The organism is Paenibacillus sp. OAE614 (assembly GCF_040546645.1).
Lineage (GTDB): Bacteria > Bacillota > Bacilli > Paenibacillales > Paenibacillaceae > Paenibacillus_AQ > Paenibacillus_AQ favisporus.
Genome location: NZ_JBEPOD010000001.1, coordinates 4,897,580 through 4,920,516 on the forward strand (window position 1 = coordinate 4,897,580; position 22,937 = coordinate 4,920,516).

The 22,937-nt window shown below is 55.1% G+C and carries 22 protein-coding genes; 1 reads left to right on the plus strand and 21 read right to left on the minus strand.

Annotation, left to right across the window (positions count from 1 at the left end; all coding sequences use genetic code 11):
- The 6 genes from ABIE48_RS22600 to ABIE48_RS22625 all read right to left on the minus strand — a co-directional run bounded on the left by ABIE48_RS22600 (position 1) and on the right by ABIE48_RS22625 (position 7,093).
- A complete protein-coding gene (locus ABIE48_RS22600) occupies positions 1-672 on the minus strand; it encodes an AroM family protein (RefSeq protein ID WP_192715806.1) in 672 nt (223 codons plus the stop codon).
- Positions 673-835: 163 nt separating this feature from the next.
- Positions 836-1,771 (minus strand): DUF1177 domain-containing protein, encoded by a 936-nt coding sequence (locus tag ABIE48_RS22605; protein WP_192715807.1) that lies wholly within the window; start codon positions 1,769-1,771, stop codon positions 836-838.
- Positions 1,772-1,843: 72 nt separating this feature from the next.
- On the minus strand, positions 1,844-2,902 hold the full coding sequence (locus tag ABIE48_RS22610) for an S-methyl thiohydantoin desulfurase family protein (RefSeq protein WP_192715808.1): 1,059 nt from the start codon (positions 2,900-2,902) through the stop codon (positions 1,844-1,846).
- 12 nt (positions 2,903-2,914) lie between these two features.
- Positions 2,915-4,525 carry an OPT/YSL family transporter gene (locus tag ABIE48_RS22615; protein WP_145157755.1) on the minus strand — a complete coding sequence of 537 codons (1,611 nt, stop codon included), beginning with the start codon at positions 4,523-4,525 and terminating at the stop codon, positions 2,915-2,917.
- Positions 4,526-4,754: 229 nt separating this feature from the next.
- Complete coding sequence (locus ABIE48_RS22620; protein ID WP_145023294.1) at positions 4,755-5,405, minus strand: aspartate/glutamate racemase family protein; 651 nt, start codon at positions 5,403-5,405, stop codon at positions 4,755-4,757.
- 149 nt (positions 5,406-5,554) lie between these two features.
- Complete coding sequence (locus ABIE48_RS22625) at positions 5,555-7,093, minus strand: PucR family transcriptional regulator (protein ID WP_192715809.1); 1,539 nt, start codon at positions 7,091-7,093, stop codon at positions 5,555-5,557.
- Between the two features lie 160 nt (positions 7,094-7,253).
- On the opposite strand from ABIE48_RS22625, the gene ABIE48_RS22630 reads away from it, so the two are divergent.
- Positions 7,254-7,712: a hypothetical protein gene (locus ABIE48_RS22630; protein ID WP_192715810.1), complete on the plus strand. Its 459-nt coding sequence runs from the start codon at positions 7,254-7,256 to the stop codon at positions 7,710-7,712.
- Position 7,713: 1 nt separating this feature from the next.
- Here ABIE48_RS22630 and ABIE48_RS22635 read toward each other — a convergent pair whose 3' ends face one another.
- The 15 genes from ABIE48_RS22635 to dtd form a co-directional block, all read right to left on the minus strand.
- The gene (locus ABIE48_RS22635; RefSeq protein ID WP_076177008.1) at positions 7,714-8,028 is read right to left on the minus strand and encodes a CD3324 family protein; all 315 of its coding nucleotides are present in this window, start codon (positions 8,026-8,028) and stop codon (positions 7,714-7,716) included.
- 357 nt (positions 8,029-8,385) lie between these two features.
- Positions 8,386-8,979, minus strand: a complete 594-nt coding sequence (locus ABIE48_RS22640; RefSeq protein WP_354519698.1) for a TetR/AcrR family transcriptional regulator — start codon at positions 8,977-8,979, stop codon at positions 8,386-8,388.
- Between the two features lie 35 nt (positions 8,980-9,014).
- Positions 9,015-9,950, minus strand: coding sequence for an SDR family oxidoreductase (locus tag ABIE48_RS22645; protein ID WP_192715811.1), 936 nt, complete (start codon positions 9,948-9,950; stop codon positions 9,015-9,017).
- Between the two features lie 167 nt (positions 9,951-10,117).
- On the minus strand, positions 10,118-12,286 hold the full coding sequence (locus ABIE48_RS22650) for a HelD family protein (protein ID WP_354519700.1): 2,169 nt from the start codon (positions 12,284-12,286) through the stop codon (positions 10,118-10,120).
- 213 nt (positions 12,287-12,499) lie between these two features.
- The gene (locus ABIE48_RS22655; protein WP_192715813.1) at positions 12,500-13,084 is read right to left on the minus strand and encodes a DUF5044 domain-containing protein; all 585 of its coding nucleotides are present in this window, start codon (positions 13,082-13,084) and stop codon (positions 12,500-12,502) included.
- Positions 13,081-13,569 (minus strand): DUF5643 domain-containing protein, encoded by a 489-nt coding sequence (locus tag ABIE48_RS22660; protein WP_186325953.1) that lies wholly within the window; start codon positions 13,567-13,569, stop codon positions 13,081-13,083. Before ABIE48_RS22660 ends, ABIE48_RS22655 begins: the two co-directional genes overlap by 4 nt.
- 292 nt (positions 13,570-13,861) lie before the next feature.
- Positions 13,862-14,827, minus strand: coding sequence for a 3'-5' exoribonuclease YhaM family protein (locus ABIE48_RS22665; protein ID WP_145023279.1), 966 nt, complete (start codon positions 14,825-14,827; stop codon positions 13,862-13,864).
- A gap of 138 nt (positions 14,828-14,965) precedes the next feature.
- A complete protein-coding gene (locus tag ABIE48_RS22670) occupies positions 14,966-16,261 on the minus strand; it encodes an NCS2 family permease (protein ID WP_145023277.1) in 1,296 nt (431 codons plus the stop codon).
- 162 nt (positions 16,262-16,423) lie between these two features.
- Entirely contained in the window at positions 16,424-17,179 is a 756-nt protein-coding gene (locus ABIE48_RS22675) for a tRNA threonylcarbamoyladenosine dehydratase (protein ID WP_076177000.1), read from the minus strand.
- A 23-nt stretch (positions 17,180-17,202) separates the two neighbouring features.
- Entirely contained in the window at positions 17,203-18,990 is a 1,788-nt protein-coding gene (aspS, locus tag ABIE48_RS22680) for an aspartate--tRNA ligase (RefSeq protein WP_089548342.1), read from the minus strand.
- 30 nt (positions 18,991-19,020) lie between these two features.
- Positions 19,021-20,286, minus strand: a complete 1,266-nt coding sequence (gene hisS, locus ABIE48_RS22685) for a histidine--tRNA ligase (protein ID WP_145947350.1) — start codon at positions 20,284-20,286, stop codon at positions 19,021-19,023.
- Between the two features lie 611 nt (positions 20,287-20,897).
- Positions 20,898-21,356, minus strand: coding sequence for a hypothetical protein (locus ABIE48_RS22690; RefSeq protein WP_145023273.1), 459 nt, complete (start codon positions 21,354-21,356; stop codon positions 20,898-20,900).
- Positions 21,357-21,427: 71 nt separating this feature from the next.
- Complete coding sequence (locus ABIE48_RS22695) at positions 21,428-21,934, minus strand: type 1 glutamine amidotransferase domain-containing protein (protein WP_145023271.1); 507 nt, start codon at positions 21,932-21,934, stop codon at positions 21,428-21,430.
- Positions 21,935-22,179: 245 nt separating this feature from the next.
- A complete protein-coding gene (locus tag ABIE48_RS22700; RefSeq protein ID WP_163879807.1) occupies positions 22,180-22,341 on the minus strand; it encodes a hypothetical protein in 162 nt (53 codons plus the stop codon).
- A 70-nt stretch (positions 22,342-22,411) separates the two neighbouring features.
- Positions 22,412-22,858: a D-aminoacyl-tRNA deacylase gene (gene dtd / locus ABIE48_RS22705; RefSeq protein ID WP_145023269.1), complete on the minus strand. Its 447-nt coding sequence runs from the start codon at positions 22,856-22,858 to the stop codon at positions 22,412-22,414.
- Positions 22,859-22,937: the final 79 nt, after the last annotated feature.

A 22,937-nucleotide genomic window follows, 5' to 3' on the forward strand; every position in this document is an offset into this window, starting at 1 on the left:
TCAAATCATTTCCGATACGATTTTAGCCATAATAGCATTCGACAGAATGACCGGCAAGCCGGAGGCTTCGGCCACCATACGGCGCGCTTCCTCGGTGTATCCCATGCAGTCCAACAGAATCAGATCCGTCTGGTCCTTCAGCACGCGTGCGGCGGCTTCGAAATTCCCTTCCTCAACAATGTACGGCGAAGCAACGGCAAACACCGGATGCAGTCCATGAAGCTCAAACTTTGAGTTCATGCTGTCCTTCTGCTCCTCCAGCGGAACGATGACGCCCAATCGTCTTGGGCCGACCATCGCTTTCACCGCCGGGGGAATGATATGATCCGGCTCGATCAAATAGGAAGATTGGGTGGCGAGTCCCGGAAATACGCCTGTGCACAGCAGCAAAATCTGCCGGATGCCCTGCTCTTCCATGGCATAAATTTTCTGCTGAAGGAGCGGCTGCATCTTGCTTCTTCCCATGACGACCGACCGCCCTGTCGTTAACCGCGAGGTGAGCGTATGGTCCCCCTCCTCCGGCTTCAGCTTTGCGTCGATTTCCTCCTTAGTCATTCCGTCCAGCACGCCGGCCTGAACGATGTCCACCCGGCTTGGCAAATGCTCCTCCAGAATCGGCGTAACGTCCTTCCGCGGCGCCTGCCCGATCGTAATTACCCCCAGTTTCGTCATACCGCTGATCCTCCTTCACCATGATCGATATCGAATGAAGCTTCCCCATTCCACATTGTTCGTGATCCCCTGGTTACGTCATGATTGAATCGTCCCCAAACGGGGATTTCCCTGCTGAAAAAGGGAAGACAGCCGTTTGGCCTCTTCCCTCTCCCGTGCTGACTCAGGCATTCCCCGCCGTCTGCAGCACCTTCATCGAACCGTACAGCTTGACGATCCGGTCATATTCATCCGGATTATAAAAAGCGCAGGTTCCGTTCGTGACCTCCTTGGCGACTTCCACCGCAAAGCGGACCGCGGCGGCGATGTCGATCTCGTGGCTCGCCCCCGTGCCGCATCCCGGCACGACCGACTGGGCCGTTACGGCTACCCCGACGACCGGTGCCGAAGTGGCCACGGCAGGCTGCAGGATCGAGTTGATGTGGTACACGTCGTTGCCGTAAGGTGTAATGTCCTGCATCGTGATCGGGAACGTCACCGGCAGCAGTCCCGTCGTCATTTCCATAATGCGCAGCAGGTCCTCGCTCACCCGCAAAATGTAACCTTCCTTGACGGTCGGCGAAATGGCGAAGCCTTTATGGTTGATGACCCGGTTGCCCTTCGTCGTGTCGATCGATAGGACCGCGTCCATTTCCGGCAGCACCTCGTGGGCGTTCATCGCACCGATATCAACCGGCGAATCCATAAAATCTACCGGCTCATGCGGACGGGTCGGGGCGTCCGGACAAATATGCGTCGTCACGATGACGTCGCCTTTGAGGCGGTCTCCCTTGACCTGCATATCCGCAAGCTTAAGCGCGGAAGCAACTGCCGCTACTGCCCCGTCAGCGTCGGAGACGAGTCCGATCCGGCTTGGACGGGCGCCAATGCCGCCAAGGCGTCCAACGATGCCGAGGGTCGGAACGGACCCGCCCTTGGACTTACCCTCGGTTCCCGGAATGACGATTTTAATAAAATCGGTGCTTCCCTTTTCGCCGGTTACTTTTTGTACTTCGACGGAAATCTCCGCATAGTCGGCGAACAGCGCTTTGACCTTCTCTCCCGTTACATAGCCATCATCCATCGCATCCAGCGAAATCATCGTTTGCTTGAGTGTCATATGACCGATACCTCCATCTTCTGTCTGTTGTGCGGGTGTTCTCTCCGTAACATTCGAACCATCCGTAACGATTTAGAACAAATAATCCAGAACCGGCTTCTTGATAATGTCTTCCACCGGCAGCATCAGCTTCTTGTTGCGCATCGTGGTGCTGAGGAGCAGCTTCTCCTTCGGCACGACGATCACGGCGAGCTGCTGTCCCTTCTCCAAAGCAGCGGTCACGACCGGTCTGGCCGTCTTGGCGTCCAGGGTCATGATCAGGTCCGGGAATGTCGCGAAGCGTTCCCCGTCCTTTTCCAGCGTCATGTATTCATTCCAGAACGTCATTTCGAACCCGTCGATCTGCACGGTCCCGACATCGAATCCGCCGGTCGTCTCGATCTGAAAATCCGTCACTTCTCCGGCCGCCACGATCCGGCCGCCGAGCTTGGCGACAACTGCTTCGATAGCTGCTTCACCTTTGGCGCCGAGCAGCGCCCGGCCGACTTCGATCGCCTGCGAAATGGCTCCCGGAGCGCCGTTTTGCTTCGCATAAGCTGCGGTCACCGGATTTCTCGCCACTGCGACCAGGCCGCCAGCCTCCACCGACGCCTTGCGGACCATCGACGCCGCTTTGCCGAGGGAGCCGGAGACGCTGAACTCTAGGTAGTTGTCACCTTTACCGCCGATGGCCGTTTGGTGGGACACATAATCTTCCACCTCCGTTAGATTCAGGGCGCCCATCGTGCCTGTCGGATGCGCTCTGCCGTTGCAGGCGAAGTCGACCAGCGGAATTCCGGTAATGACCGACTGCAGCCATCCGTTGACCGTTGTACCGGCCCCGTTCTCGTTGGTGTGAATGGCCGAGATCGGCTTGCCGAGCAAGCCGGCCAGCATGTCCAGCGCTTTGGAGTAGTGAATGGGCTTCAGATACTTATCCTTTGCCCCTGGTGCACCGACCAGCGATACGGTCACGAGCGTGTCGTTATCGGCGAATTCGTCGATGGTGCGCAGCTCCGGCTGCCCCAGCTCGAGCGCAAGCCTGCCGATTTGTAGGCCTTCCTCGATCCAGCCGCCACCGCCGCCGCCCAATACCGCGCCGCCATAAACGGCGCTCTCCATCATGCTTTCATCCAAAGGTATACGTGCCATTGGTGTATGCACCTACTTTCTGATTTTGAATATCGAGTTAAAGAAGCTGTACAGCGCATCCCCTGCGATAAATCCGGCCGCCAGGATACTCATTGGCGTTTCGGCTTCCTTCCCCTTCACTTTCAGGACGACGATCCGGATCAAGAGACCCGCAAGGACCGCCCAGCAGGCGTTCGGTGTCGCAATGAGGAGGCCTGTCGCGAACATGACGCCGATCTGGCGCTTGGCGCCGCCGATGAGCTGCAGAATGGCCCCCGGAATGGCCCACAGCAGCAGCTTCATTGCCACATCGCCCGAGGTTCCCGCTTGAATCGTCGATACGTAAACCGTATCGATTGGCGGAACGAGCTTTTGCGAGAAGTACGAGTTATACGTCAGGGCAACAACGATAACGGCTACGCCGAAGGCGATCATGCCTGTCATGTACTGCTGCTTTCTGCCCCGCTTTTCAAATTCGGGGTCCTCCCCGTTGCCGCGCAGAATGTAGCCTGTCTTCAGGTCGTATCCCATGTCCGCAAACGCCGGGCCCGTAGCGGCACTGAATCCGGCCAAAAGGGCCAGCGCCACCGGCGGAAAGCCGATCAGCATGCCGAACAAAAGCGTAATGAACGCGACGGCAAAGGCAGGGAACCAGCCGGAATGCATGGCCGCGATGCCGACGATAATTTCGTGCACAAACGCGGCAAAGGCCGCAAAGAACAGGAAGCCGATCAGCATGCCGAGTGACATCTTCGTCATCAGGCCGCCGATGATGGCGATAATAAGTGCGATGATCAGGTAAGCGACAAAGCCCAGTCCCAGGGAGCGTCTCGCTTCACCCTCCGTACGGGTATACTTCGAATCGTCAGCTTCCCGCTCCGATTTTTTCGGCCGCTTAAAAATCAGAATCGCGGCTTGAACGAGGGCGACGATCCCTGCGCCGATCATGACGCCATGGGCGATATAGAGAGCCTCCACGTTAATGTTGAACCACGGAATGGAATACTGCCGGATCAGAAGGCCGATGCCGAACATGCTGAGCGCCCAGATGTTGCCGATAAAGGCGACGCCGAAGGCCGACATCGAAATGTGGAAATAGGAACCGATGAGTCCGAGTACCGTACCGACGCCGAGCAGTCCGGCGCGCTTGCCGCCCTTATCGCCGGCTATGATCGATTCGGCTGTCGCTACGCCCGGAGCCCATGTCCCTGACGCGGGGAACAGCTTCGAGTCGAACAGCTTGTACAGCAGGGCCGCATCCACGAACATGGCCATCGCTGCGCCGATCAGCATCGGAACGATCAGCTTCGTCTCCCCCATCACGAACGGAATGCCGATCGGAATAAACAAACTGTTGGCAGCCCCGAACGTGGCCGAGGATATCGAAGTCTGCACCATATTTTGCCGGTGTACCGACTTGTATTTCTTAAAGACCGCAATCGGAATCCTCGCGATCAGCATCGCCACGAGCGCTCCGATAATAGCCGTATTCGGCGTAACACCAAGCGTGGTAACGATTTGTATCCCGACGATGGCACCCAGGATGGCGGTAACGATGTTGAGTATCAAGCCAAAGGGCTCAAAAATGCTGGGGTGCTTCTCTTTACCGCCTGCTTGTTCTGCTTCGTGTTTTACTTCGCTCATGATAACGCCTCCAATATATACGAATTTCACTTGGCACTTTAACATTCATTTCTTTAGTTCAATCTATATTGCAGGCCGCATTTGAAGGATACGTTTTATGCCACGCCCGGTGCTGCTGGACCCGGACGCCACCGGAGGTTAAGGATAAGTATCTGCCCTACACTCCGTATGAGAAGGGAGATTCCATATCCTCTCATCAGGGTAATACAGTACTGGCAAATCCGAGCGATCAGGAAGCGGAAATAATCTGCTTATAATAGTTGGCGGCCATCAGGCCTTCCGCTTCGACGATATCAACGACGGGAACCTGCAGCTCTTTCCGGATCACATCGGCAAAATGAATAGTAGAGAAACCGGTGCAAGCGAATACAATGGCTTTTGCGCCCTTCTCCACCAGGGACCGTGCTCCTTCAAGCGCTTTCTGCCGTCCCGCTTCCGTCAGCAGATCCGTCGTATTGGTCACGCCTTCAGGCCGGGAGTATCCTACGATCAGCTCATCCAGCAATACTTTCATGACCGGCGGAATCCCTTCGGTGATCCCCATTAATCCGACGGGCTCGCCGAGCGAGAGAGCGACCAAAGCAGCAGAGCTTCCGGCCCCGATGACGGGGATCGACACGCGGCTGCGCAATTCCCGTACGCCCGGATCGGCGGCGCAGCTGACAATAAGCAGGCGGCAGCCTTCCTGCTCCATCTGGATGCCCAGCTCTACGATTTTCGGAAGGGCTGCTTCCTCCGACGCATCATCGTAAATGCCCAGCGGTTGATCAGGTATGCTTCTGCTCATGACAGGGACTTCAAATTGCTCTTGAATCATGTTTCCGTGCGCTTGCAGCACTTCATTATCTTTCGCCGTAAATACACGAATTAATCCTATCAAGTCGATCACCCCTTCGTTCCTTTAAACTATTGATGTTAAAATATATTACATTAGATTTTATGCCTTTCACCCCGATGGAACAATGTACTCATCCACCAAAACTGAAAGCGACCCTTTGTGCTCATGGCACAAAGGGTCGCTTTGATCCGCTAATGATTTAATAAATAAAATGTCGTACATAAGTACAATTCGAAACGGCACCTTGGATTGTTCAGATCCAGATCAAGAATCGATTTAATCCGGTCCATCCGGTAATTTACCGAATTGCGGTGAATAAACATCCGCAACGACGTTTCGTTCAGACTGCCGCCTGTCGCCATATAATGATATAGCGTCCTGACGTAATTTGTGCCGTGGGTCCTGTCATGTTCAGCGAGCACGCCTACCTTTTCCTCAACGAACCGGTTCAGGCGGGCAGGGTCGGTCGATTCCTGCAGCAGGTGGATCATCTCCACTTCCGTGTAAGTGAACATCCGGCGCTCCTGGTTCAGCCGGTATCCGATTGACACCGCCGTTCGGGCTTCGCCATAGCTTCGGTGCGCCTCGACCAGGGAGCCGGGACGGCCAATGCCCATCCGCACTCCTTCCCAAGAGCCCAGCTGCCCGGAAAGGGCATCGCACCATGGAAGCGGCACATCCTTGTCCACGATCCGGCGGTCCTGTCCCGCAGGCTTGGCGGAGGGCAGAAACAACACGATCCTTCCCCCATGGATTTGGAGCTGGGACCGGACTTTCCGCGCGGCGGACTCCTTGCGAATGAATGCCTGAATATTAGTGACGACCGTACTTTCTTCATTGTAAAAGGGCTCATCCGCCTCTACGACAGCCACTTCCCACAGCCATTCGGGCGAAAGACCGAGCTGCCGCCCCCTGGAGGCCGTCACCCGCTCATCGGACACCGTGTTCAAAATCAGCTCCTCGAAAAACGTGCCCCGCAGCCGGCTTTCCGTGTCCTTGGCGATTTTGTTCCTCATCAGCTCAAGCGAGAAAACGAGCCTTGCCTGCTCAATCAGCATGAGATCCAGCTCATTCAGCTCCCGCTTCTCCACCACAAATTTACCCAGCATTTTGTTGTCGACGCTAACCTCCCACTGGTGATGCTTCCCCGAAGACCGGTAAGGGTACCCTTCCGGCGACGACGCCAGCACCTCTCCGGCCTTACCGATAATCCATATCGGCGAATCAATCAACTCCGAGACGTTGTCAGCGACGACCTGAATGCCTTTATTGTTCAATACCAGCCGGGTCAGCGCCTTATTGACCTCTTCGGCCCGCCTCAGCAGCACGGCCTGCCGGTTTAAAATTTGATCCATAACATGATACGTTATGTCAATGTAAGCCATCCCGATAGGAAGCTGAATGATCGGAATATCGTATTGGTTGCTTTTATCGATCATTTCCTGCGGGATATGGGGAATAAAGCGTTCCGGCTTAATGGCCACCCCCGCCCCGTTCACTTTGGCGAGCTGTTCGATCATTTCGACCAGCAGCGACGGGTCGTTCCGGGTCGAATAACCTGTCGTCAGCACCATCTCGCCTTCCCGCAGCCAATTTCCGATATCGGGAACCTCCCAAATATCTATATATTGTACGATACGGTCAAGGCCGCGTTCCCCGCTGATCAGCTGCGCATGCTCCATCACCGGCAGCTTCAGCATCTCCCTGACCGTCAAACCTTTCGGACTCATTGCATCACCTCGCGGTTCACGGATATCTGGGTGCAGCATGTCCTTTTGCTTTCGTAACCGCTTGAATATGCCCCCTCTTCATTGTACCTTACTGCTTAGCCCCGATGCTATTGCTTTGTAACCGCAGCCAAAAGAAGGAAGGAGGCGGACTCCCGGGCATATGAAAAACGTCTATCGACGTACTTTCAAAGAAGACAGACCGCGTTTAGCTGAAGTTTTTCTTGCGATCATAGAATGGTTCAGCTTCGCTGAAATTTATAAATTCTATAATCTTAAACAGCAAAAAACCGTTCAGCATCCGAACGGTTTCTTTAGAAACGGCCCGCCTGCTGAGCCATTTCGAGCATATGAAAAAGAGGGTTTAACGCTGGCGCACTCTTTACTGCTGCCGCATTTTAGAGCGGAACAAACGCGAGAGCATACCTGGCCATGGACTGTTCCAACCGGCATACAGCTGTACCGTGCTTTCCACAGGTTTTTCCGTTGCACGCAGCAACCGGCTCCTTCGTCTGTGCAGATCCGCGTATTTGTATTCCATCAATTTCTCTTGTACATAGTGGTGTTCCATCATATATTTCTCCTCCGATCTATTTTACGCATAGATGGGGAGGTGTTATAGCCTACTGGCGTGCCGACACTTTTTGTTTCGAGGCATCCGCGGCGTGTTCCGACCGTTTCTTAAAAATCACCTTACGGATGCTCTCCTGAGACAGGTGGAAAGCCTGTTTCAAGTATTCGATTGAATGACCTTGGCAATGAAGAGCAAAGATCTCCTCGTTTCTGCGTTCGATCATTTGCCGTGTCCCGCTGTTTACACCCCATCCGACGCGTTCGTTGCTTCTCTTCGGGATGTAAATCAGCTCGCCCTCAATATGTTTCTGAAGTTCCTTCAGCAAACTAGGGGGAAGCACATCCCTCCCGTTTTTGTAATTCACGATAAACGTCCTCCTTAAACTTCAACAGATGTCCAGTTCCGACGGTTGTTTCAAACCCGCTAAATGCTTGGATCATGCTGTTTTCGCCTCCTTTCGAATTATGTACCCATATATTTTAATAAAACGGTATAAGGGGAGCCGATCGGCCCCCCGATACTGCGGGGCTTCGCTTACGCGAAGACCACCTCGTATTGTGTGATCAAATTGCATCAGCCTCCTTTCATACAGAATCGTCGGCCGTCCGACACCTTTATTAACTCATATTTTGGGAATTCCAGCAAGTGAAAGAACGGATATAAATATTCTTTACCTCTTCAATGATGATAGGATATTCTTTACCACCGCTGCTGCACCGGGCTAACGGAGGAGAATTCCCATCAGAAGGTCGCTCTCATTCCGCCAATAATCCGGTTGTCCCGGTACCTCCTGCAGCATTAAGCCCGTCAGCGCAGACAGATAGAGAAACAGCAGCCGGCGGGGGTCTCCTTCGCGAAATTCGCCTGCTTCCTGGCCTTTGACCAGAATCGGGACCAGCTGCTCAATCGTATCCTCCGGCGAATATCGCCCGATCATTTCCTTCGCCCGCTCCGGAACATCGCTCGAGGTTTGAGCCTGGTGGATCAGCAGAAAGGCATCCTTATTGTCGCCCTCCAGCATAGCCTCCGTCAGGACGCGGATTTGCTCGGCAGGGCTTCCCGGCATACGCCCCAGCTCCTTCATCGAGTGCTGCGCCTCCTCCATCGCCTCCTGTACGAGTTCGGTAAACAGCTCTTCCTTGGAGCTGAAGTAGCGGTAAGACAGCCCTTGGCTGATTCCCGCTTCGGCGGCAATCATGCTCATTTTCGTTCCGTTGATTCCGTGCCGGGCGAACACCTTCAGCGCCGCCTTCTTGATCTGTTCCCTGCGTTCATCATGAATTTGTTCCAACTGCTGCTCGTTCAGCGGTGCCACGTCGGCGACCTCCTTTTTATCAGTCATCCCTGCTTTTATTGTATCCGTCGTAAGCCCGGTCCGGCAAGGAGTCCGGTCTGCTCTTCACTCACCTGCCATAGACGGCTCGCGCCAGCTTCATCCCGCGCAGCATCGGAAGGCGTCTCCAGCTTCATGTCCGCGTAATAACCGCCGCTCTTCAGCAGAAGCTCCGATGATTCTGCGAGCCATACGAGCGTCTGGGCCCCTTGTTCAGGCGTTCGGGAAAAAGGCTTCATACAGGCCATCGTCAGCCGGGCCAACCCTCCGTTATCCTGGTTGAAGTTGGTCGCCACCAGACCGGGATCAAAACAGTGGGCCGTAACTCCCGTACCCTTGAGCCTTCTGGCCAGCTCGGCGGTGAACAAAATGTTCGCCAGCTTGCTCTGGCCATAGCGGAGATTCGCGCCTCCGAGAAGCGCCTTTGGTCCGCTGTACAGGCGGTCACCGTTCAAATCGGTGAAATCTATGCCTCTTTTCGCCATTTTGTGGCCGTGGGAGGAGGTCGTAATAATCCGGGCATCGCCGCTCGCTTTCAGCCGATCCAGCAGCAGGCTGGTCAGGAGAAACGGGCCCAGATGGTTCACCGCCCAGGTCATTTCCAGGCCGTCCTCGGACAGCTTCTTCTTGACAAACATCGTTCCCGCGTTGTTGATTAGGCGGTCGATCCGTGGAACGCGGTTCAATATTTCGGCCGCTGCGCGGCGGATATCCTGCTGGGACGACATATCCGCAATGAAGCAGTCTACCTGGGCTTCCCCGTTTGTCATCTTACCCAGCTCTGCCGACAATTCCGCGGCTTTACTGCGGCTGCGGGCCACGATGCCCAGCTTCGCCCCTTTCAGCACCAATGCCTTTGCCGCCGCGTAACCAATGCCGCTGGTGGCTCCTGTGATCACAATATATTTGCCTTCAAGCGTCCGGCTATTGTGGAACCCTACCGTATTGTTCATATTCGATCGACCGCCTTTACCCATTTTTATGAATGAACCATTCATTCATTTGTCTTCAGTATATCTTCCCTCCCAGGAACTGTCAATCGTATTTTGAAAAGTTGGGCTGCAACTGTTATCACAAAAAAAGGACCGTCCCTTGAAAAAGGAACGGTCTGCGTTCGATGCTATTTCCACCCGCTTGTGACGATATCCTCCTGCGGGTTGTTCAAATATTGCGGCACTGCATCCTCATGCATAATCCATAGCTCATGCAGCGCGCGCGTACAGCCGACGTACATCAGCTTGGCATCCCAGGCCTGATCGCCGTAATGGGCAAGATCCGCATCGGCCACGATGACTGCGTCGAATTCCAGACCTTTGGACAAATACACGGGTAGAACCGATAAACCGCCTTCATACGCCTTTTTGCCACCGTCTATCAAATGCAGGTCGGGCATTCCAGGGGCCAGCTGCTCATGCAGCCTGGCGGCGTCGGCCAGCGTCCTCGTTAGAATGGCTACCGTCCGGTAATCGCCGCCAGCCAGCTGCTGCAGCCCTTCCTGAAGGGAGCGGACCCTCCCCGCTTCTCCCGTATGATACGGAAGAATGCGCACCGGATTGCCACTCCGGAAAACGGGTACGGCAAGCAGATCGCTCTTCACACCATTTTCCAGGATACCGTTGGCAAATTCGATAATTTCCATCGTCGAGCGGTAGCTTCGCGTCAGGGCAAAGTAGGCGGTGTTCTCCGGAGCGAACAGCGAGCTCATCTCCTCCCAGCTGTGGACGCCGCGGTAGGCGTGAATCCCTTGCGACAAGTCGCCCAGGATCGTGAAGGAGTGTCCCCGCACGAACAAGTCCAGTACCGCCACCTGAAACGGGGAGAAATCCTGCGCTTCGTCGATGACGATATGGTCAAAGCGCTGCTCCCCCGTAATGTCGTTCAGCAGGTAGTGCATATAAAGGAGAGCCGGAAGATCCTCTTCCCGGATGATGTCCTTTTTCAAGTCGGACTGGGTAGACTTCTTCAGCACCGCGGCAGGGATGCCGCTCAGCGCTTCCTCGGGCCAGCCACCGGCCGTTTTGACGGCTTTGAACATCTGCTTGTACAGCAGCAGCGGCTCGTATTTCGGCCATTTGTTCGCATACGACTTTTCACGCTGCGCCGCTTTCTTCTTCCGGTCCTTGAGCGCTGCCGCCGAAGGCGACTTTTTCAGCTCCATTTCGATCCAGCGGTGGATTCTGGCCATGACCCTTTCTTTTCGCTTCGCCAGCGGGTACGGCTTATATTCCTCATTGAACCAATGCAGAATCGTCTCTCTAGCCAAAGTTGCCCCTTCCCACGGCATAAAATCGCCGGGAGGCACTGAACTCGATTCCATGGACGACAAGCAGTCACGGATCATCTGCATGAATCCAATCGATCCCTTGAACCGTCCCGGCACGTTATCGGTGATTTCCGGCATGCCTCCCGGCGTCTCGAACCAATACCGCAGCGTTTCTTCGTTATCAGCCAGTGGAAGGTCAAGCCCCAGCAGCTGGAGTGCCCAGTCCGCAAACGTGCTCTGCTGGATATCCCCGACCCCGAGCTCAGGCAGCACGTCGGAGATGTAATCCAGGAACATGTGGTTCGGGGCAAAAATGATCATTTTGTCCGCCGACACCTGGTCCTTGTACTGGTACAGCAGAAAAGCCAGGCGGTGCAGCGCCACGGTTGTTTTACCGCTTCCCGCCACCCCCTGGATGATGAGCGCCGTGTTCCGCGCGGCCCGGATGATCCGGTCCTGCTCCGCCTGGATCGTCGACACGATGTCCCGCAGGCGATTGTCCTTGTTCTCGCCCAGCCGGTACACGAGAAACTCGTCGGACACGGCGGGCTGGTCGCTCTCGCGGTTGTATGTATCGGCCACCCTCTCCAAAATCTGCTTGCGGATCACCACGTTCCGCTTCAAATACACCAGCCCTTCGATGATGCCCTCAGGCGCTTCGTACGAAGCCGTTTCTTCCCCGCCCGTAAACGAATAGAACAGGCTGGCCACCGGCGCCCGCCAGTCAATGACCATCGGCTGGTCGCCGACCTCCGCTTGGTCTACGCCGATTTTTCCGATGTAGAGCGGCTTGCGCTTCCCGGTTCCTTCCTGGAAATCCAGTCTGCCGAAATAAGGCTCCTGCAGGCTTTTGGCCAGGGCCTGGCGCTTCTCTTCCCGGCCCGCTTCCAACACCTGTTCCGTAAAATCATGCCCGGTGTATACCGGAATGCCGCGCAGCCTCTCGAGCTGGCGGTCGATCTCAGCGATCGTCGCATTTAGCCTACTCTCTTCCTCTTGATAGGCACTTTGAAAATCGGTCTCCAATTTCAGTTACCTCCTAAAAGTATTAAGGAGCGGGTTAACCGCTCCTGCTCTTGTAAGCCAATGCTTAAGGTTTATTATCCATAAGCCGCGCTTAAAAAGGATATTCAGTATATCATAATCCGGAGGCATTTTACCATAGGGATTTCAGATTCCCGGGGACCGGGGAAAGGAATAAAGACGACCTATGTTTCCCGTGCTGCCACTTTTGCGGCGTTACTGCAGCTTATGCTCGTACCTGACCTTTCCCTCCCGGTCCAGTCCTTTGATGGATTGCCATGAGAAATCCCGTCCCTCCGTTTTCCACACAAACAGGAACATGCGGTCATCCGATATGCGCTGCCGCTCCGATCCGGACGTCGCTGTATTGCTGCCGCGGTCCTCCATCACCACACCCAGTTCCACGGTAACGATGTCGGGATCGTTGACATAACCGTAAAATTTGGCCAGCCCGCCATCCGACCCGGTGCTCTTAACATCCCAGCTGTAGGTCAGCGGTTTTTCCGGGTTTTTGGGCACACCGGCAACACCTCCGCTGGGGTGCCATTTAAAATGGCTCCAGGTGACCGTATCGGCAGAAAACCACTGCTTGTAGGTGCCAAGGAACACCACCGTATCCTGATCCACCTGAACCTTCCTCACGACCTTGGACGGCCCGTAATGATAGCTTCGCTCGGAAAGCTCATGGGCGCCCTGCGCCGTAAAGCTGCCGCGATCCAATCCGGTTACCCACAGCAGGATGATGAACAAAATCAGGACCGCACACCATTCCAGCACTCCGCCCAGCCTGCTGATCTTCATTCGGCGCTCTCCTCCTTCTCCAGGAGAATCGGCAGCTCACTCTGCCGGTCATACCAATCATAGCGGAGGGTCAGCTTCTTCGTCCCCGCAGGCAGCGGGTCAAAATAGATCCATCCGTTCTCTCCCCATGGCACTCCGGTGCTGCTCGCCCCGTGCTGGATCAGTTCGTTTCCTGATGCGTCCATCAGCTTGACGGAAGCCGTCGGGAAGGACCACCCGTCCCTCATCTTTTTACGGAAGGCGTAGCGGATCGCGGTTCGCTTGGAGGTGGTGTACAGTTCCTTTAATGTAAATGTATCGTCATCCATGTTCAGTTTCCGGTTCACCGGATACGCCGTAACCCGGCCGTCGTTTTTCAAGTCCGCGATCATAAGCCGGTTGCCGTCTCTCCATGGGAGCCAGTCGACCAGCTGGAACAGCAGCAGCGCGGCAAAAGCAAAAATTAGCAGCCTTCGAATAATCATTCCCACCGTTACATTTCTCAAGGGCATGCTCCTTTATTTCATCATGGATCTCAATAGCCATTTGTATTGGTGAAGATTTTACCATAAACCGGAAAAATCGCAATCTGATTCCTGCGCAGCCATCGCCCCTCCGCTCAGCCGCTTCTCAGATGGTGGAAGATCCGGCTGCCCAATGCGTTGTTTTTCCGCTGAAGATCAAAAAACAGCCAGGGCGGGTCAACGCACACTGACTGTTTTAACATTCCCCATTATTTATGAATTCAGGATCGTATATCGTATAAAGTCCGGAAATCAGACGAAAATGCACACAACGTTAAGCCTTGCCGTATTTCGAACGGTAAAACGCCTTGTTCTCCAGCGCCCGTACGGGCGTGGTCCATTCATCCGCCATGGACATCGTATCGATGGCGTCTTCGGCGGCTTGCAGCTTGGCATCCATCTGGTCGATGAGATGCAGGGCAAGCGCCTCCGGTATTTGCGGCTGCACCGGACTGCCCCACTCGGCCAAGTTATGATGGGCCAGAATAACGTGCTGCAGCAGCACGATTTTCTCCGCGTTCAGGTCCATGCCGTGAAGCACCGCCGCCTCCGTAATCCAGCTGACCGCAAGCGGAATGTGGCCGATCAACTTACCGGTGAAGCTGTACTCGCTGACGATGCCCAGCTCCGCCGTCAGTTCTTCCGTCTTGGCGATATCGTGTAGAATAATACCCGCCACGAGCAGATCCCGATTCAAAAACGGCCGCTGCATGCACACGAACTCGGCCAGCTCCAGCATCCGTACGACATGGTAGGCCAGGCCGGCATAAAAAGCATGGTGCATGCCTTTGGCAGCCGGATAATGCATGAGCTTATCCCCAACCTTGCCGTAGCAGTGCTCGATAATTTTGCGGAGCTCGGGATCCTGGACGCTTGCCGCCGCCGCCTTGATCGTATAGACCAGGTCCGCCGGCTGCACGGGAGCCGACCGTACGAAATCGGTGATGCTGTACCCGTCTTCATCCTTGGCCGGCCGAATCTGCGTTACTTTAAATTGCAGTCGCTCCCGGTACAGCTGGACGATACCCCGCACTTTGACAAGCATAGGTGCAAAGAACGTCTCCTTGTCCGTCGAGGAGGTATCCCACAGTTTCGCCGGGATTTCCCCGCTCGTATCCGATAAGATCATATCCAAATAATCCTTGGGCGGCGTGGCGTTCGTCTGTTTGACCTGCAGCGATTTCAGCAGATAGAAGCCCGTAATTTCCTGCCCTTCGGTAAACGATTGAATAAGTGTCATCTCTTGAAATCCTCCTAAAAAATTCACTGAAAAAACGGTTCAGGACAGCTGCTTAGCTGTCCCTATCCATTACCCCAAACCGGAAAGATCCACCCGCCCTTAAGCGGGTCCCGGGATTCCACTTCCGCGATTTATGCCTTAGAGGAATGCATGCAGCACGAAGTTTGCCACAAACAGTACGGCAATGCCGTACAGCACAGGCGAAACCTCCCGGCCTCTGCCCTGGGCCAGCTTTACCACCGGGTAAGCGATAAAGCCGAAAGCCATGCCGTCCACAATGCTGTACGTAAAAGGGATCATGACCATAATGAGAAATGCCGGGAACGCTTCGGTCAAATCCGTAAACTCCATCTCTTTGACGTTCTGGACCATCAGCCCGCCGATCACGATCAGTACAGGCGCGATAGCACTGTCCGGTATGTAGCTCAGAAGCGGAATGAAGAAAAAGGTCGCTCCGAACAGCAGGCCGGATACGAGCGCCGACAGCCCGGTTCTCCCCCCGGCGGCAATCCCGGCGGAGGTTTCCGCAGCCGCCACCACGGGACTGCTCCCGAATATTCCGGCGAAGATGTTCGATATCGACAGCGCTCGGAGGCTGCCTTTAAAATGTTCCGGCCGGCCGATCATCTGGGTTTGCGCCGCGATAAGGCCGATATTTTCAAAGACGACGATCAGAAGCAGCAGAAAGACGGCGATCCAGAACACCAGGCTGCCGATCCCTGCCACTGACAGATGGCCGAACAGTTCCCCGTACTGGCGGAAGGTATGTCCGGATTCGAGCTGTACCGGCTTGACGGCACCGAGCAGATAAGCCAGTCCCGTTCCCAGCAGAATGCTGATGAGCAGTCCTCCCTGCACGCCCCGGATAAACAAAATCAGGGCAAGCAGCAGCGTAAAGCAGGACACGATGACAGCCGGATCGCTGAAATGCCCGATGGTGACAAAAGTCGTCTGGTGGGCGATCACGATTTGGCTTTTCTGCAGCCCGATAAACGTCAGAAACAGCCCGATCCCTACCGTAATGCCGTGCTTCAGGTTGTGCGGGATGGCCTCGCTCACGATCCGGTACAAGGACGTAAAGGAAACGATCGAAAATAATACGCCCGTGACCGCGACGACCATCAGCGCTTCCTGCCAGGACAGCTTCATGGAATGCACCAGGGTGTACGTGAAGAAGGCGTTGATGCCCATGCCCGGTACGACCACAATCGGCGACTTGCCGCCAAAGGCCATCAGGAGGCAGCCCACAACCGACGTCAGTAGCGTTCCCACCATGGCGGCCTTCAGCGGCATCCCTGCGTCGTGCAAAATATTCGCGTTAACCATCACAATATATACGACGGAAAAATACGAAACAGCACCCGCAATCCATTCTTTCTTCCAGCTGTCCCCCGGCAGCAGCCCCAGGCTGCGGTGCCAAAAACTAGATTTCAACAATAGTCCTCCTGTTCGACAAACGGTGTCCAACCTATTTTATTTATACCATATTTGTAAAATAAAAGGCGCGAGCGCCGTTATACGGCCTCGCGCGCCATCACTTGCTTCAGTTATGCCCGTTATTTCGCGAGCGTCTTCCGGTCGGCTCCGGAATGTTCGTTATACCTGAATCCCTGCTTTGGCGAGCAGGTCCTTCACGGCAACGCTCACCATGATGAGGCCGACGACAGGAGGTACGTAGGCGTTGCTGGCCGGCGGCTGCTTTGCCTTACGGATCTCCGGCGCGTTCTCCGGAACGATTTTTTCCGTCACGTCTACGCGCGGCTTGATCGGCTCTTCGGTCGAGAACACGACCTTGACGCCTTTTTTGATGCCGTCTTTGCGCAGTTTTGTCCGGATGACCCGGGCGATCGGATCCATCGTCGTCTTGGAAATATCCGCAACCTGGAATTTGGTCGGGTCCATTTTATTGGCCGCGCCCATGCTGGAAATTATTGGGATTTTGCGGTTCAGGCACTCTTTGATGAGATGGATTTTGTAGGACACGGTATCCGATGCGTCCAGCACGTAATCCAGCTCATACTTAAACAGCTCCTGATAGGTTTCTTCGGTATAAAACATGTTCAATGCGATCGCATCGATGTCCGGGTTGATCAGTTTGACACGCTCTACCATCAGATCCGCCTTCTTCTGGCCGATGGTCGTCGTCAGTGCATGGATCTGGCGGTTGATATTGGTAATGTCAACCACGTCTTTATCGATCAAAATAATGCGGCCGACCCCGGTGCGGGCCAGGGCTTCCACCGCAATGGACCCCACCCCGCCGATGCCGAGGACCGCCACCGTGCTGTTTTTCATGACTTCCAGGCCTTCCGGCCCGATGGCCAGCTCCGTACGTGAAAATTGATTAAGCATATCGTCAGGTGGCCTCCCTTAACTTAAGAATGAACTTTCTTTTCTTCCCCCGGCTTTTTCACGAGCTTGATGTGAAGCTGTTCAAGCTGCCCTTGGTCGACCGGCGACGGTGCATCCATGAGCAGATCGGTCGCACTGGCCGTTTTCGGGAAAGCGATCGTTTCGCGCAGGTTGCTGCGTCCGGAGAGCAGCATCACGAGCCGGTCCAGACCAAACGCGATGCCGCCGTGAGGTGGCGTGCCGTACTCAAAGGCATCCAGCAGGTGGCCGAATTTGTCTTTGGCATCCTCAGGCGACAAGCCGAGGGCCGCGAACATTTTTTCCTGCATGTCACGCTTGTAGATCCGCATGGAACCGCCGCCAACTTCGTAACCGTTCAGCACGATGTCATAAGCCTGGGCCAGAATGCTGCCCGGATCGGTTTCAAACAGATGCTGGTCTTCGTCGCGCGGACGGGTGAACGGATGGTGCAGAGCAACGTAACGTTTCTCTTCTTCATCCCACTCAAGCAGCGGGAAGTCGACCACCCAGGCAAATTTGAACTCATTTTCGTTGATCAGGCCGAGCTGTTTGCCGATCTTCAGGCGAAGCGCGCCAAGCACGTCGGCTACGACTTTTTTATTGTCAGCGGAGAAGAGCAGCAGGTCGCCTTCTTCGGCCCCGGTACGCTCTCTCAGCGCTTCGATCTCTTCAGGCGTAAAGAACTTCACGATCGGCCCTTTGAACTCGCCTTCCTTGACTTGAATCCAGGCCAAGCCTTTGGCACCGTAACGGGCCGCGAACGGACCCAGATCGTCGATTTCTTTACGGCTCCACGTGCCGCAGCCTTTGGCGTTCAGCACTTTGACTTCTCCGCCTTTTTCGACGACGGAAGCAAACACCTTGACGCCGCTCGAAGCTACCAGGTCGCTGACTTGGATCAATTCCAGCCCAAACCGGAGGTCCGGTTTGTCAGAGCCGTATTTGTCCATCGCTTCGGCATAAGTCAGGCGCTGGAAAGGCAAAGGAATGTCTACGTTAATCGTTTCTTTGAACAGGCGGGCCATCAGCTGCTCCATCATGCCCAGAAGCTCGTCCTGGTTCATAAAGGACGTTTCGATGTCCACCTGCGTGAACTCCGGCTGCCGGTCGGCGCGCAGGTCTTCGTCACGGAAGCAGCGGGCGATTTGGAAATAACGCTCGATGCCTCCTACCATCAGAAGCTGCTTATACTGCTGAGGGGACTGCGGCAAAGCGAAGAACTCGCCTTCATGCACCCGGCTCGGTACGAGATAGTCGCGTGCGCCTTCCGGGGAGCTTTTTGTCAGGATTGGCGTTTCGACTTCAATGAAGCCTTCTCCGTCCAGGAAGTCACGGAAGATCTTCGATGCTTTGGAGCGGAGCAGCAGCGTTTTTTGCATTTCCGGACGGCGAAGGTCCAGGTAACGGTATTTGAGGCGAAGCGACTCGTCAACTTCCACACCGTCTTCGATGAAGAACGGAGGCGTTTTGGCGCCGTTCAGCACTTCGATCTCGGTAATCTGCACTTCGATTTGTCCGGTCGGCAGGTTCGGGTTGACCGTTTCTGCGTCGCGCTGCACAACTTTACCTGTGACGGACAGCACGTATTCGCTGCGCACTCGGTCGGCGATGGCCAAGGCTTCGCCGGAGTATGCCGGATTGAATACGATCTGCACGATGCCGCTGCGGTCGCGCAGGTCGATAAACAAGACGCCCCCGAGGTCACGGCGGGTTTGCACCCAGCCGTTTAATGTTACCGTTTCTCCAATGTTCGCGGTGGTCAGGCTACCGCATTGATGGGTCCTATGCATGTTTTGTCATTCCCCTTTTAATTGGTATATTTATTCAGCCTTTTCGGCGGATTTACGTAATGCCAAATGCAGTTCGCTGAGCTTCACCGTCTGCTGCTCGCCGGTTTCCATCGACTTCAGGGCGATTTCCCCGCGCGACAGCTCGTCGTCCCCGAGAATCGCGGTATAACGCGCCTTCAGGCGGTCAGCGGACTTCATCTGCGCTTTCATCTTGCGGCTCAGGTAGTCACGCTCTGCGGCAAAGCCTTCCTTGCGCAGCAGGTACAGCTGCTTGGTGATTTCGCGGTCGGCCGCTTCGCCGAGGGCCACCAGGTACACGTCCAGCGGCTTCACCGCTTGAAGGTCGATCTCCTGCTTGTCGAGGATCAGCAGGATCCGCTCGAGGCCGATGCCGAAGCCGATGCCCGGCTGGTCCGGCCCGCCGATTTCGCCGACGAGGCCGTTATAGCGCCCGCCGCCGCCGATCGTATCGATCGCGCCGATACCCTGCGCCTTGTATTCGAAGGCGGTGTGGGTGTAATAGTCCAGGCCGCGCACCAGCCGGTGGTTGACCTTGAAGTCGACCTCCATCGCGGTGAGGTACGCCTTCACCTGCTCGAAGTGCGTGGTGCACTCCTCGTCCAGGCTGTCCAGAATCGATGGCGCATCGATGAATTTGTCCTGGTCGGTCTTGCAGTCCAGCACCCGCATCGGGTTGCGCTCCATCCGCGACTGGCAGTCCTTGCACAGCGTGTCTTTCATCGGCGTCAGAAACGCGAGCAGCTTCTCGCGGTACGCCGCCCGGCTGGCGGGATTGCCCACGGAGTTGATTTCCACGGTCACGCCCTGCAGGCCGAGGTCTTTGCAGAACTGGTATCCGAGCGAGACGACTTCCGCATCGATGGCGGGATCCAATGCACCAAACGCCTCGATCCCAAACTGATGGAACTGGCGGTAACGTCCCGCCTGAGGACGCTCGTAGCGGAACATCGGGCCGATGTAGTAAAGCTTGGTGACATCGGGTTCACCGTACAGCTTGTTTTCGACGTAGGAGCGGACCACGCCGGCTGTGCCTTCCGGGCGCAGCGTCATGCTGCGGTCGCCCTTGTCCTTGAACGTGTACATCTCTTTTTCGACGATATCCGTCGTTTCGCCAACGCCGCGCTCAAACAGTTCGGTCTGCTCGAACATCGGCGTGCGGATTTCGCGGTAATTGAACCGCCGGCACAAATCTCTGGCTTTTTCTTCGACAAACTGCCATTTCTCCACCGTGCCCGGCAGCAAATCCTGCGTGCCCGTCGGTTTTTGGTAAGCCATAGCAACCCCTCTTTTCATAGATCATTTGTGGCTAACAAAAAAATCCCTCACCCCTGCGCTTGAACAAGCCAACAGGGACGAGAGATCGTTATTCATTGATTCCCGTGGTACCACCCACATTCCGGATACTTCTTATGTATCCGCTCCAAACGATTAACGCCCGTTCAGCGCAGCACGTCTACTCATGATCTGGAACAGCGCACATTCTGCGCCGCAAGCCACTTTCGCCGCCTGTTCTCGGGGAAGTCATTCATCCGGTCATCCATAGAATCCTCTCAGCCTAAGGGATTCCTCTCTGCATGGTGGGGCACGGACTACTTGGTCCCGTCATCAAATCGATTTTAGATTATTTTTAGATTGTAATGAACCGCTGCACTAAAGTCAAGAGTCTCTGTCACAAATTGGATGCAGCTGTCAATTTACAGACTTTTCTGCAAAGAAAAAACCTACAATCCATATTGTAGGTTCAATAAGGTAATATATTAAAAAAGGGGGTCATGCTGTTATTATAGACAGCCAATATTAAGGAAATATGAAACTAATATTACAGTTATATTACATAAAAGAAAGCGCTTTATCCAGCGCTTTCTTTACATCGGTTTGTGAGGAAATCAGTCGAAAATTTCCACATAACCGCCGCTTGCCCGCAGTTTATTGACAACGTCCTGATAAGAATCGTCAGGCACTTTGGCAGCAAGGACGTACTCCAGGTCCCGGTAGTCCTCATCGTCCGGGGACACGTCCACCGCTCCCGAGAGCAGGTCGCCTCCCTCGTCCGCACGGCGTACGCGGTCCTCCTCGGACAGCTCGTCCGGATCCCGGTCGTCCACCACGGGGATGCCTGCGGCCGGGTAAGCGGTAGGCACGCCTACCGCACCTGACGTTCCTGCAGCATTGGAGCTGCCGCTAAAATTGACGGGGGCGATCGGTAGCAGGATGCGGCGGTCACTGCCGATGCCCTCCCCAAGCCGGCTTACCTCCAGGTGCTCCGTTTGGAAGCCAATCAGCTTCGTTTTTGCGCTTTCCGCGTCATCCTCGGTTTTGAAGTACGCTTGAATTTGCTTCGTCATGATACATTACCTCCATCTCTATTTAAAATCATGAATCACAAAACGAAAGCTTCCAAGGCACTCCCGGAGCCTTACAGCACGTTCAGCAGTTCCCGGACAAAGGCCGGTTCGTCTTTGGGAGTCCGTGAAGTGATGAAGTTGCCGTCCAGGACGACCTCCTCATCCTTAAATTCCGCGCCGGCGTTCACCATGTCATCCTGCAGCGGCGGGTACGAGGTAATCGTTCTGCCTTTCAGCAGACCGGCGCTGATTAAAATTTGCGGGCCGTGGCAAATCGCGGCGATCGGCTTGCCGGCGCTGTTGATCTCCTTCACGAAGTTCAGCAAATCCTTGTTCAGCCGCAGGTTCTCCGGAGAAGAGCCTCCGGGAATGACGACGGCGTCGTAATCGGCCGCCTTCGCGTCCGCGATAGCTTTGTCCGCCGTATACGAGGCTTCGCCGTTTTTACCGGTCAGCTTCTCACCCTGCTGGAGGCCGATAATATCCGTGTCATGGCCCGCTTTGTTGACTTCATCATATGGGACTTTCATTTCCGAATCTTCAAATGCGTTCGCTAGCAAAAATGCAACCTTGCTCATGGAATATCGTTCTCCTTTCATGGATAAGTGGTCCACGCCTTGTTATTACCCGAATCGCGCACGTTTATAACATGCTCGCGGATCCATTCGCGAGGAAAGAAAGGAGAAGAGGCGGAATTTTCGGTTTGCGAGCCAGGCAAGTTAAATTGGGGGGGATGATTTTCGTAATAAATAGAAAAGAACCCTCTTTCGCAACAAAAGAGGGTTCTGCTCGGTTCTATTTACTTGAAACAATCATGGGCCGACTACCGGATGGTCTGCTGCCGGCCGATTCCCTTCGTGTACAAGGTCCATAAGGGAAACGGGATTTCCCGTACGGCCTGCATCGTCTTGGCGGCCTCGTGCAGCGAGGCGACCGGCGCAAGCGGCAGCGACTGAAGCGTTTGGGTCTGAACGGATTGGCGCATATTGGATGAACTCCTTATGTGTATATAAATGGCGGATGCTCATCCCTATTTTGCCCGATATTTACCGTTTCTATGCCCCTTTGCTGTCGATAATCAACGTGACCGGCCCCCAGTTGGTAAAGGTGACGTCCATCATTGCCCCGAACCGGCCGGTGGCGACCTCAAGCCCTTTGTCTCTGAGCTCGCGGTTGAATTGTTCGTACAAACCCTCCGCGATATCCGGTTTGGCCGCGGCCATGAAGTTCGGACGTTTGCCTTTGCGGCAGTCGCCGTACAGGGTGAACTGCGACACGGACAGTATGCCCCCGCCAACTTCCATGACGCTGTAGTTCATTTTCCCCTCATCATCTTCAAAAATGCGCAGTCCGGCAACCTTATCAGCCAAATATTTCGCGTCTTTCTCCGTGTCCTCATGGGTCACGCCGACGAGCACCATCAGCCCCTGGCCGATCGCCCCCGTGACCTCCCCATCTACCGTAACCTGCGCTTCCTTACAGCGCTGTACAACCACTTTCATGCTGTCTCTATACGCTCCTTCGCTTGTTCCGCTCCCCTGGGCACCTGAGTTGTCAACCAACGTATGCTCCGGTGAGCAG